Below are 12,205 nucleotides of genomic sequence, written 5' to 3' on the forward strand. Positions count from 1 at the left end.
ACCTCTCTTTTAATCGCGCATTTTAGGATCAAAGGCATCGCGTAAGCCGTCTGCAATCAGGTTAAATGCAATCATGATAATACATAACACGATACATGGATAAAGTATCATATACGGCAATACTTGTAATGTTTTATATCCATCATTGACCAAGACCCCTAGAGATGCGGCTGGCGCTGGAAGACCTAATCCAATAAAGCTTAAAAAGGCTTCAAAGAAAATCGCACTAGGAATACTAAACATAATATTAATGATAATAATCCCAGAAATATTTGGTATTAAGTGTTTTATAAGAATTTTTGGTGTCGATTCACCTAATGTCATAGAAGCCATAACAAATTCCTGGTTTTTCAGCTTTAAGACTTGTCCTCTGACTACCCTGGCCATAGTTATCCAACTCGTTATCGCAATTGCGATGATGATTGAAAGCATTCCTGGATCCAATATCAACATCATTAAAATAACAACAACTAAGTTTGGAATTGCACCAATAACTTCTAGCACACGTTGCATAAAGTTATCAACACGACCTCCAATGTACCCAGAAATTAAACCATAAGCAACCCCAATTACAAGGTCGCAGAGTGCTGCAACAACTGCAATAATAAGAGATACTCGTGTACCAGCCCAAATACGAGCAAATTGGTCACGACCTAGCGTATCACTACCTAACCAGTAGTAAGTGCCTTCTTTAATATTATTTTGTTTATAAATATCGACATCTTCCCCACCAATTGATTGATGACCATTCCAAAATGGCATATTATCAAACCCTTGAACTTTTGGAGGAAGACTCGCATTTTCAGTAATTTGTCTATTTACATTATGATCTGGACCTAAGTTTTGTGATAAATAAGGACCAATAATCGCCATAATAACTACAAGCGCTAAAACAATAAGTGAAACTAAGGCCGCTCTATTTTTACGAATTCGAAGCCAAGAATCTTGCATAAAAGTTAAACTTGGTCGATTAATTTTCTCTGCTTCTGCTTCAAGAATGTGCGCTGGTTGAAATCTTTCTTTTGCAATTTTGTGTTCTGCCATTATTTTCTACCTCCAGACACACGGATTCGCGGATCAATCAATCCGTAAAGAATATCCACTACTAAGATAATAAATACTAACATAACAGCAAATAGTAATGTAGTCCCCATAATAACTGGATAATCATTCGTTTGAATGGAAGATACAAATTGACTACCAATACCTGGAATACTGTAAATATTTTCAATAACTAGAGACCCAGTCATTAATGCAACTGACAATGGTCCTAAAACGGTAATTAAAGGAATAAGTGCATTACGAATCGCATGTTTTATTGCTACTTCAGTGCGGCTATTCCCTTTTGCCTTAGCTAATAAAACATAGTCAGATGCAAAAACATCAATTAGTTCTGTTCTCATAAATCGAGCAGCTGTTGCAAGTGGGAACATCGCTAACGCAAATGCCGGCAGAATCGTATCTGCAAAAGTCCCCCATCCGGCTACTGGGAACCATTGTAATTTTGCTCCAAACCAGTATTGTAATACAGTCGCAAAAACAAACGATGGTACTGACTTTCCTAATATTGCTATAAATGTACTCGTATAATCCGGCCACCTATTCTGATACATGGCCGCGACCACCCCAAGCAATATCCCAAATATAACACCAAAAACCATTGCCTCTAGTGCTAATTGGACAGAAGGGCCAATTAGTGCACCTAAAATTTCGGACACTGGTCTATTATCAAGTTGGAAAGAAACACCTAGGTCTCCTTTAACCAAATTTGTCATATAATTAAAATATTGGACTGGAATTGAATCATTTAGTCCGTATTTTTCATTCATCATATGAATTTGTTCGTCGGATAGCTTCTCCTGATTACGGTAAGGTGTACCAGGTAAAAATTTCATTAGAACAAACGTAACTGAAGCTATGATGAATAACGTTATAAGCATATATAATACTCTTTTTAACGTATATTTAACCATCTATCTCTGCACCTCCCAGTATAAATAAATATATAAAAAAGTTATTCCTAACCAAATTCGCAAGTTTAGTGAGCCTTTTTCTTTGTTTCTAAACTTTTATTGCAACATGGCAAATTAGTTAGGAAAAAAACTTCATTTTTCGAATGTTAGGTTCTAGAAAATCTAGAAAAGGATACTTTAATTTTTAATTATAACACATGAAAATCATCAGCAAAAGGAGAGAGCATATCGAAATATACTCTCTCTTTCCGCTAAGCATTTTCTTAAAGACTAATTAATTATTTTATTTAGTCAAGTATGTTTCTTTATAAGTGTAATCAGGACCAAATGGATTTTTTTGCAAGTTTTTAATGTAGTCTTTTTGCAAGTATGCATTAGAACGTTGATAAAGTGGTTGAACAGCTACATCTTCCGTAAGTAGGATTTGTTCTGCTTTAACCATTTCATCCCAACGTTTTTGATCGTCAGCTGCATATGTTACTGAAGCATCATTTAAAATCTTGTCGTAGTCTTTGTTAGAGTAACTCATTCTGTTTTGTGCACCATCAGTTACGAATAAATCAAGGAAAGTGGATGGATCTTGATAGTCAGGACCCCAACCGCTCATTGAGAAATCATAATCTTGGTTTTGGTCATCTTGCAAACGTACTTTAAATGGTACGTTTTTCAGTTTAACTGTAAGACCATCTAAATTCTTTTCTAATTGAGCTTGAATGAATTCAGAAGATTTTCTTGCATTCTCAGTATCATCACTAGTAAATTCAACTGTGATTTCTGAAACTCCAAGTTCTTTCAAACCAGCTTTCCATGCTTTTTGTGCTTCTTTTACATTATATTCCAAATGTGGACCAGATTCTTTTGTGTAATCTTCTTTGTTACCTGGATCAAAAGTAAATCCTTCTGGTACTAAGTTATTAGCAGGTTTAGAGCCGTTTTTTAGAACTGTGTCTGTATAAGATTGTTTGTCAATTGCAAGAGATATCGCTTTACGGATATTTTTGTTTGCAAATACTGTATCTTTACCAGCACGTTTTTGGTTGTATTTAATATAGAAAGTAGAAGAATCATTTACTGTTACATAATCTTTGTTGTTTTTGTTTTGCGCTGCGTATTCAGCACTTAGTAGAGTACGATCTACTTTGTCAGTATTGTATAGGTTAAGTCCAGTACCGGAATCTTGAACAACTTGTACGTTGATTTGTTTCAACTTAACTTTGTCTTTATCCCAGTAGCTATCATTTTTTACGTAAGTCCATTTTTTATTTGTTCCAGTCCAGTCTTTCAACTTGAAAGGTCCATTGAATAACATGTTATCACTATTTTGTGCATATTTTTCGCCTTTTTCTTCAACGAATTTTTCGTTAAGTGGGAAGAAAGTTGGGAATGCAAATAGTGAATTAATGTATGCAGTTGGTTTTGCTAGAGTAACTTCTAGAGTATAATCATCTACTGCTTTAATTCCTAATTCTTCAGGTTTTTTCGTGCCAGCTACAATTTCTTCACCGTTTTTGATTGCAGCAAATAGGTAAGAATATGTTGCAGCAGTATTAGGGTCAACTGCACGACGCCATGAGTAAACATAGTCATTTGCAGTTACAGGATCTCCGTTTGACCATTTTGCATCTTCACGAAGTTTAATAGTATAAACTGTTTTGTCATCACTTATTTTCGGCTCTTCAGCAGCACCTGCAATGGCAGGAATACCATCTTTATTAAGCGCATATAGACCTTCATTTGTTTGGTTAACTACATTTAAACCAACTTGGTCATCCGCTTTTGTGCTGTCTGCAGAAGGAATTAATGCACTTTCTGTTAAGTTAAGTACTTGTTCTCCTGAAGCTTTACCTGAGTCTGAGCCTTTTTTATCGTCAGATTTGGAATCAGATCCGCCTCCGCATGCTACCAAGACTAAGCTTAGTAATAGTGTTAATCCAAGTGTAAGAAATAATTTAGATTTTTTCACTAAGTAGACCTCCCTTTTTTATTTTTCTGAAAAATTGTTTCGATACCTATTATACTCTAAGAATTCTGGCTTTGTAAATTATTTTTACAAGATAAATGAAAACAAGGATGAAAGATACAAGTTATTAAAATATTATGGCAAAATTGAAATTGCGTGAAAAATCTGAACAGAGACTGTTACGCTATCCACTATTTTGCAATAACTTGAATTAATTATGTATACTTTACGAAACCTTTTTATTAAGTTTTCAGAAAAATAACCATTTACATAGATAAATTTCCAATTAACTTAGCCAATTCTAGAAATACAGGAAGAAGTTTCTTTTTCGTATAAGAAAAAATATCGAACCCCTTTAAATTTTAAAGGATTATTATATTTATATACTTTTTTTGGGCTGTTGTCTAGATAAAAATACCAAAAATTTAATTAAATTTTGTAATAAATTCCAAAAACGTTGATATAATGGGATTCTTCTGTTAATAATATGTAAAGACAGTTGCTAGCTTATTTTCCATACAACGATTGAATTTCTCACATTGCGTGATAGCTTTCTTCTATCATATAGTGTTTAACGGCAAATTGTGATAGAGTGAATTATGAAATTTAATTAGAGGTGAGAAAATGTTTTTAAGAATTTCGATTTACACTCTTATTCAAGAGGGAATTATTTTTGGAATCCTACTTTTCGGCAAAAATGGGGTTAGTTTACGCGGTTATATAGATATTTCTTTTCTTGTATCACTAATTACATTGCTTATTGGATTATTTGTTTATATAATGAGAAGTGGTTTTCTGGACCGGGTTCATAATGGATTTAGGAATATATCTCGAAAAATCAAACGTGAAGAAGAAAGTGAGTTTTCTGATATGATGCTGTCAGAACTTGTAGGTCTTCAATATGCAGGTATTTTAATCAGCGCGCTTCTAGTAATGCTATCCAGTATTTTATGTTTATTTTTTTAATTGACAAGCTGTTTTGTAAACTGATAAAATATTAAGTAATATAACTGATGCGTTAATAAGAAGAGTAGTACATTTTGTTGCTTTTAAAATAGAGAGTCTGTGGTTGGTGAAAACAGATAAAGCGCAAAATCGAATGGGCTTCTGAGGACTGTTTGCGAAATTTAGTAGCAAATAGCGGCTAAAGACCGTTATCTTCTTTAATAGAGTTTTTCTATTGCTAAGAGCCTTTTTGGTACTTAGGGTGGCACCGCGGATAACCGTTCGTCCCTAACATTCATTTGTTGGGATGGACGGTTTTTTTATTTTCGCAATCAGTGAATAAATTGGAGGAATACACATGAAAAAAGTAATATTTTCCGGAATTCAACCTAGTGGGCAGTTAACTTTAGGGAATTATATTGGTGCTTTAAAACAATTTGGTCAATTTCAAGATGAATATGAATGTTTTTATTGTATTGTCGATGAGCATGCCATTACAGTTCCTCAAGATCGATTAAAATTACGACAACAAACAAGAAATTTAGCTGCACTTTATTTAGCTGTTGGACTTGACCCTGAAAAAGCTACATTATTTATTCAATCAGAAGTTGCCGCACACGCACAAGCTGCTTGGATTTTACAATGTAATGTTTATATTGGTGAATTAGAGCGCATGACTCAATTTAAAGATAAGTCAGATGGGAAAGCTGGTGTCAGTGCTGGGCTATTAACCTACCCACCTTTAATGGCAGCTGATATTTTACTTTATCAAACAAATTTAGTTCCTGTTGGTGAAGATCAAAAACAACACATTGAATTAACTCGTGATTTAGCAGAACGGTTTAATAAAAAACATGCTGATATTTTTACAATGCCAGAAGTATTTATACCTAAACAAGGTGCACGTGTAATGTCTCTTCAAGATCCAACAAAGAAAATGAGTAAATCAGATGCTAATTTAAAAAATGCTATCTTTTTACTTGATCCACCAGCAACAATCACTAAAAAAATTAAAAGTGCTGTTACTGATTCTAGTGGAATTATTGAATATAACAAAGAAGAAAGACCTGGTATTTCAAATCTATTAACCATCTATTCTGTTATTACAGGCGAAACAATTTCTAGTATAGAAAAAAAATATGCAGGTAAGGGATACGGCGACTTTAAAACTGATTTAGCAGAAATTGTTGTTGCTGAACTTACTCCGATTCAAGAACGATACCATGCGTATTTGGAATCAGAAGAGCTCGATGACATTCTGGATGCAGGTGCAGAGAAAGCAGCACGTGTAGCTAATAAAACCTTGAAAAAAATGGAAAATGGCGTTGGTCTTGGCCGAAAACGCAGAAAATAAATAATAGCAAAAACCCGTATGAATAAACACTTTCATACGGGTTTTTGCTATATATATCTATTAGTAAATTAGCCTACTTTAATTTCCACATCGATGTTACCTCGTGTTGCCTTCGAATATGGACAAACTTCATGTGCTTTTTTTAGTAAAGCTTCTGTTTTTTCTTCATCCAAGCCTTCAATTGTACCTTCTAGTAAAACACCTAGTTTAAAACCATTATCTTCAGGATCACTATACAAGCTCACAGTTGCTGTTACTGTACTTTTTGCGTCAATACCTGCTTTTCCAAGTACCAATTCTAAAGCACTATTAAAACAAGCGCCATATCCAGCTGCAAATAATTGCTCTGGATTCGTTCCTCCACCGCCATCGCCACCTAATTCTTTTGGCGCTGCAATATCAAAGTAAAATACATTATCAGGTGAGTGTACTTCACCGCTTCTTCCACCGGTGTTAATTACGGATGTTTCATACAGTTTTTTCATGTTCTATTCCTCCTAATTGATTAGTTAATGATTGTATTTTTGTAAGTAATTGAGTGTACTCTTTTTCGTTGTTATCTAGTAGTTGAAAGCATCTATCCACGCTTTCAAGCACAGCTGGTTGTATTTTTATCGCTTTTTCTGTTGGTTTGATGTACACTCGGCGCTCGTCTTTTGGATGACGATTCCGCGTGACATAACCTAAATGCTCCATCCGCTTTAACATTGGTGTGAGAGTTCCACTATCTAAGCCTAATCTAACACCAAGTTCAGATACCATTAATTCTTTCCCTTCCCATAAAACTAGTAAACTAATGTACTGCGGATAGGTTAATTGAAACGGTTCTAAAGCTTCACGATATAGTCTTGTAAATTGTTTGGATGCATTATAAACAGAAAAACAAAGCTGCTCTTCTAATATGCGATTGGATGCAACCATGATGTTCTCCTCCTTTTAAGTTGTGCGCAATTTAATTTTATACTACCTATTAATAAAAAGCTATTTTATTGCTCAAAAAAAGCCTTACTCCCAATTTGGAAGTAAAGCTTTTTTCCTTTTAATCTTCAACTCTTTTAAATACTAATGTTGCATTATGACCACCGAAACCAAAAGAATTGGACATGGCTACATTTACTTCTTTTTCACGCGCTTCATTCGGAACATAGTCCAAATCACAAACTTCATCTTGATTTTTCAAATGAATTGTCGGCGCAATAATATTATCACGAATACTTAATACTGCAAAGATAGCTTCAATTCCACCAGATGCACCTAGCGTATGCCCAGTCATGGATTTAGTAGAACTAATAGCTAACTTTTTAGCTGATTCACCAAATACAGTTTTGATTGCTTGTGTTTCATATTCGTCATTATAAGGGGTACTCGTTCCATGAGCATTGATATAGTCTACTTTGTCTGGAGTAAGCCCAGCATCGTCAATTGCCATCTTCATAGCACGAGCTGCACCTTCACCACCTGGAGCCGGAGCAGTAATATGGTATGCATCACCAGTTGCGCCGTAGCCAACAACTTCTGCGTAGATTTTAGCACCACGAGCTTTAGCATGTTCATATTCTTCCAAAATAACAATTCCTGCACCTTCACCGATAATAAAGCCGTCTCGGTCTTTATCAAATGGACGGCAAGCAGTTTCTGGGTCTGGGTTTAAAGATAATGCTTTGTTAGCAGTAAATCCTGCTAAAGACATTTTTGTAATTGGTGCTTCTGCTCCACCAGTAATCATTGCGTCTGCATCTCCACGTTCAATTACTTTAAAAGCATCCCCAATTGAGTTTGTAGCAGTAGCACAAGCCGTTACAGTTGTTGAGTTAATGCCTTTTGCTCCAAAACGAATGGAAACTTGACCTGATCCCATATCCGGAATCATCATAGGAACGAAAAATGGACTAACACGACGATGACCGCGATTTAAGAAAACTTCAAATTGTGTTTCGAAAGTTTCCATGCCACCAATACCTGAACCAATCCAAACACCAACACGAGTAGCATTGGAATCATCAATAACTAAGCCAGAATCTTGTACAGCCATTTCCGCACTTGCAATAGCATAATGGGTAAAACGGTCCATTTTACGCGCTTCTTTTTTCTCTAAGTATTTTTCAACATCAAAATCTTTCAATTCTGCTGCAATTTTAACCGGAAAATCATCCGGATTAAGTCTTGTCATTTCCGAAACACCATTCACACCTTTTTTGGCGTTTTCCCAGGAAGTTTCTGCATCATTTCCAATTGGTGTAACGGCTCCAATGCCAGTAACAACAACTCTTCTTCTATCCATTTACTCATCTCCTCATCTTTGCATTTCATAAAAAACAACTTCTGTCTAATAGACAGCAACTAGTATAGAATTAAGGCTTTACTTAAAATAAAAATAGTGCAAAACAAATAAACCAAAAGCCTGTTTTATTATAACATAAATAAAGAAGAGTTGCCCTAACTAAAATAATTGTCAGGACAACTTTACTTTTTTTAGTTTGTGAGTTATTTACCCCAACGAATAATTAAAGCACCCCATGTTAACCCGCCGCCAAATCCAACGAGCAACACATTATCGTCCTCTTTAATACGTCCTTCTTCTACTGCATCAACTAAAGCTAGGGCTATCGAGGATGAAGATGTATTACCATATTTATGGACAGTTTTCATTAATTTTTCTTCTGGTAAATTCAAACGTTCACGAGAAGCTTCCATTATCCGAATATTTGCTTGGTGTGGAATTAATAAGTCTAATTCTTCTTTTTCAAGTCCAGCACTCTCAAGCACACGTAATGATGCTTCTCCCATTTGACGAACTGCAAATCGGAAAACTTCTCGTCCATTCATATAGATTTTTTTGTTTTCATCTAGGTTCAAGTATTTACCACCTGAACCATCAGAACCCAAATCAAAGGAAAGCAAGCCACGATTATCAGAAACTGGTCCCATTACAACCGCACCAGCTCCGTCTCCAAACAGAACTGCAGTTGCACGATCATCCCAATTAGTGATTTTCGATAACTTATCTGCACCTACAACTACGATATTTTTATAAGCACCTGTTTTAATAAATTGAGCAGCTGTTACAACTCCAAAAGTAAATCCGGCACATGCTGCTTCAACATCCATCCCAGCTGCATTTTTTGCTCCTAAGCGATCCTGGATGATGTTAGCCACAGATGGGAAAGTTGCTTCTTGAGTTACTGTTGCTACAATAAATAAATCAATATCATCTGGTGTTAATCCAGCATTTTTTATTGCTACTTTTGCTGCTTCATATGCTAAATCATGCGTATATTCATCATCACGAGCAATTCTTCTTTCTTCAATTCCAGTACGTGTACGAATCCACTCATCAGATGTTTCCATTATTTTTTCTAAATCAAAGTTTGTTAGTATTCTTTCAGGTACGTATTTACCTACTCCTAAAATTCCTGCGTTCATGTGTTCTCCTCCATATCAACCTACATCAGGATAAATATTCATTTCTCCTGGATATTTTTTATGACCTGGTCCTAATTTTAACAGAGAACTCTTCATTACGCAATTGGATTGCAATTTTTATTTTATTTCGCAACTTTTTCTGGATTGTTTTCTGCAAATCCGCTAGCTTTAGACCAACCAATAATCTTGCCATCCTCTGATTTCACACGATACCAATATTCATTTTTCACATCTGCACGACGATCAATATCTAACTCCTGACCCTTATAATCGTTTAATGCAGAAATAACTTTAGAATTATCTTCTACGGGATAGGCATAAATTTTTTGGTTCGAATCTGTTACATATTTATCTAGTTTTACATTTGTTTCATTTTTAGGGGTATAGAAAACTTTTACTGCCTTGCTATTAATCCAACCAATTTGTTTACCTTGGTCTTGCAGATTATACCAAGTTCCTTGTTTGGTTGTTGCTTTATCAGTAATTCTAAGTGATTTATTTTGATATTGTTTAGCATCAGTTGCTTTTTCAGCGCCTTCAGTGTTGTATGGTTTTGTCCAAATTGTTTCTTGTGGATTCGCTATTTCTGCATAAGCTAATTGTTTTTCGGTAGAGGTTACTGTATCGTATACATTATCATAATTATTTAAATCATACTTTTCAATGGTTGAAATGAGCTTTTCTGCGTATGCTGGATCTGTCGCATAGCCAGCATCTTGAATAGCATACGCTGCTTTCTTATAGTCCTTCTCTCCTATAACTGCTGCATATAAATTCGCATTGCCGGACACCCCATTAACAAATAATTGTGCATGGTCTACTAAAGATGCTTTCTTATCTGGATATTTTCTGAAATCTGCTTGAGTATGGTATGCTTTGCCTCCGCTAAATTCTTGTGTCCCCATCGAAACAGATTCACTATTATAGCTTCCTTTAATTCCAAATAAGTTATTCCCTGTTGTTGATAATCCACTCTTACCCCAATTAGATTCTAAAATAGCTTGTGCTAATGTAACGCTGGTCAATATTTTTTCTTCTTTTTGTAAATCTTGTGCGTCGCTTGCTATTGATTGAATAAATTGTTGTTGTGATAAAGTCATTCCTGACTGGCTTGTAGCAGTTTGACTTGCTTTAGCTTCCTCTGCATGAGCAAAAGGTAAAAATGTTGAACTTACGATTGTGCTAGCTAGTATAATTTGTGTGAATTTCTTTTTCATTATCAGTCGGCACTTCCTATCCAAATTAGTTAATTCCCCCAATTTAAATGGCTCTGTCTCTGTTAACCTTCTACATTCTAGCATTTTAAATCTGAGAGCTTACTAACTTTTTGATGAAAGTTTTATCATAAAGCAAGCTAATTGGCTGTATGAAAGGAATTGTGGATAGCTATTTACATTTGACAATATTATGACATTCGTTTTGTTAGCTCTTAATATTTATATTCTCCATCGCTTCACTTAATCCTCTCTATTTGCTGATAATCCTATTTTCTAAAGAGATTTGATTGGATAATCAAGTTTTATATGCTAAAATATATTATGAAATAGATGAAATGAGGTGTAAGGATGCGTTACGTGGTGACTGTATTTTGGATATTCGTCCTTTCTTTAATGGCAGAATTCGTTCTTTCTTCCATGTTATATGTATCATTTGATATGACACGAGCTCTTATATTAGGGGCGGGCTTATCCTTCTTCATTATTTTAATCACTTTCTTAATGCCTAAAGATAGCGAAGTTTATGACTTTAAGTAAACATCCAACTTTCTGTTAGCTAGAGTGCGTAATGTACTCAAAAAAAGAACCTCTTTCTAAGTTATTAAGCTTAGAAAGAGGCTCTTTTTCTATTTATCCAAGTAATATTTATTTACTGGCTTTAATTCATTATTTAACTCACATACAAGTGGTACACCTGTTGGAATTTCTAACTCCATTATTTCATCGTCGCTGATTCCCTCTAAAAACTTCACTAAGGCCCGCAAACTGTTACCGTGTGCAGCAATAACAACGCGCTTTCCTTCTTTAATTTCTGGGGCAATTGTATCCATCCAATAAGGAATAACTCGTTCTAATGTTACTTTTAAGTTTTCGCCTGATGGAATCGCATGTGTGTCAAGCAGCTGATAGCGACGATCATTTTTTGCTTGTCTTTCGTCGTTTTCTTCTAATAATGGTGGTAGTGTATCATAGCTTCTCCGCCATTTTTGGACTTGATCTGCTCCATATTTTTCTGCTGTTTCCTGTTTGTTTAGGCCTTGAAGTGCTCCGTAATGTCGCTCATTTAAGCGCCAAGATTTATTTACTGGAATCCACATTTGGTCGGATTCTTCTAAAACAAAATTTAATGTTTTAATAGCTCTTGTTAATACTGAAGTAAAAGCTACATCGAATTCTAAACCAGCTTCTTTAATTCGTTTTCCAGCATTTTTTGCTTCAATCACGCCTTCTTCCGATAAATCAACATCGTGCCAACCTGTAAATAAATTCAATTTGTTCCATTCACTTTGGCCATGACGTATTAATACTAGTTTCATCTTCCTCATCCTTCCGT

Annotated in this window: 12 protein-coding genes and 1 other annotated feature; of the genes, 3 read left to right on the forward strand and 9 right to left on the reverse strand. The window is 35.1% G+C overall.

Annotated features, from left to right (window positions below; all coding sequences use genetic code 11):
* Positions 1 to 9: 9 nt before the first annotated feature.
* The 3 genes from opp3C to HCJ50_RS04565 form a co-directional block, all read right to left on the reverse strand.
* On the reverse strand, positions 10 to 1,044 hold the full coding sequence (opp3C, locus tag HCJ50_RS04555) for an oligopeptide ABC transporter permease (RefSeq protein WP_185346725.1): 1,035 nt from the start codon (positions 1,042 to 1,044) through the stop codon (positions 10 to 12).
* The gene (gene opp3b, locus HCJ50_RS04560; protein WP_185346723.1) at positions 1,044 to 1,973 is read right to left on the reverse strand and encodes an oligopeptide ABC transporter permease; all 930 of its coding nucleotides are present in this window, start codon (positions 1,971 to 1,973) and stop codon (positions 1,044 to 1,046) included. Before opp3b ends, opp3C begins: the two co-directional genes overlap by 1 nt.
* A 283-nt stretch (positions 1,974 to 2,256) precedes the next feature.
* The gene (locus tag HCJ50_RS04565) at positions 2,257 to 3,936 is read right to left on the reverse strand and encodes a peptide ABC transporter substrate-binding protein (RefSeq protein ID WP_185346721.1); all 1,680 of its coding nucleotides are present in this window, start codon (positions 3,934 to 3,936) and stop codon (positions 2,257 to 2,259) included.
* A 621-nt stretch (positions 3,937 to 4,557) separates the two neighbouring features.
* Here HCJ50_RS04565 and HCJ50_RS04570 point away from each other — a divergent pair.
* Both HCJ50_RS04570 and trpS read left to right on the forward strand, forming a co-directional pair.
* A complete protein-coding gene (locus tag HCJ50_RS04570; protein ID WP_185346719.1) occupies positions 4,558 to 4,899 on the forward strand; it encodes a DUF3899 domain-containing protein in 342 nt (113 codons plus the stop codon).
* A gap of 43 nt (positions 4,900 to 4,942) precedes the next feature.
* Positions 4,943 to 5,171 (forward strand) — a binding site (T-box leader).
* Between the two features lie 65 nt (positions 5,172 to 5,236).
* Positions 5,237 to 6,232, forward strand: coding sequence for a tryptophan--tRNA ligase (trpS, locus tag HCJ50_RS04575; RefSeq protein WP_185346717.1), 996 nt, complete (start codon positions 5,237 to 5,239; stop codon positions 6,230 to 6,232).
* A 68-nt stretch (positions 6,233 to 6,300) separates the two neighbouring features.
* On the opposite strand, the gene HCJ50_RS04580 is transcribed toward trpS, so the two are convergent.
* The 5 genes from HCJ50_RS04580 to HCJ50_RS04600 all read right to left on the reverse strand — a co-directional run bounded on the left by HCJ50_RS04580 (position 6,301) and on the right by HCJ50_RS04600 (position 10,896).
* A complete protein-coding gene (locus HCJ50_RS04580; RefSeq protein WP_185346715.1) occupies positions 6,301 to 6,717 on the reverse strand; it encodes an organic hydroperoxide resistance protein in 417 nt (138 codons plus the stop codon).
* On the reverse strand, positions 6,701 to 7,153 hold the full coding sequence (locus tag HCJ50_RS04585; protein ID WP_185346713.1) for a MarR family winged helix-turn-helix transcriptional regulator: 453 nt from the start codon (positions 7,151 to 7,153) through the stop codon (positions 6,701 to 6,703). Before HCJ50_RS04585 ends, HCJ50_RS04580 begins: the two co-directional genes overlap by 17 nt.
* Positions 7,154 to 7,271: 118 nt before the next feature.
* Positions 7,272 to 8,513, reverse strand: a complete 1,242-nt coding sequence (gene fabF / locus HCJ50_RS04590) for a beta-ketoacyl-ACP synthase II (RefSeq protein WP_185346711.1) — start codon at positions 8,511 to 8,513, stop codon at positions 7,272 to 7,274.
* A 203-nt stretch (positions 8,514 to 8,716) separates the two neighbouring features.
* The gene (gene fabH / locus HCJ50_RS04595) at positions 8,717 to 9,655 is read right to left on the reverse strand and encodes a 3-oxoacyl-ACP synthase III FabH (protein WP_185346709.1); all 939 of its coding nucleotides are present in this window, start codon (positions 9,653 to 9,655) and stop codon (positions 8,717 to 8,719) included.
* Between the two features lie 122 nt (positions 9,656 to 9,777).
* Positions 9,778 to 10,896 carry a GW domain-containing glycosaminoglycan-binding protein gene (locus tag HCJ50_RS04600; protein WP_185346707.1) on the reverse strand — a complete coding sequence of 373 codons (1,119 nt, stop codon included), beginning with the start codon at positions 10,894 to 10,896 and terminating at the stop codon, positions 9,778 to 9,780.
* A 324-nt stretch (positions 10,897 to 11,220) separates the two neighbouring features.
* Between HCJ50_RS04600 and HCJ50_RS04605 the strand changes: the two genes are divergently transcribed.
* Positions 11,221 to 11,409, forward strand: a complete 189-nt coding sequence (locus HCJ50_RS04605) for a YjzD family protein (protein WP_185346705.1) — start codon at positions 11,221 to 11,223, stop codon at positions 11,407 to 11,409.
* Between the two features lie 89 nt (positions 11,410 to 11,498).
* Here the strand turns inward: HCJ50_RS04605 and gpmA are convergent, their stop codons facing one another.
* Entirely contained in the window at positions 11,499 to 12,188 is a 690-nt protein-coding gene (gpmA, locus tag HCJ50_RS04610; protein WP_185346703.1) for a 2,3-diphosphoglycerate-dependent phosphoglycerate mutase, read from the reverse strand.
* Positions 12,189 to 12,205: the final 17 nt, after the last annotated feature.

The organism is Listeria immobilis (assembly GCF_014322765.1).
Taxonomy (GTDB): Bacteria; Bacillota; Bacilli; order Lactobacillales; family Listeriaceae; genus Listeria; species Listeria immobilis.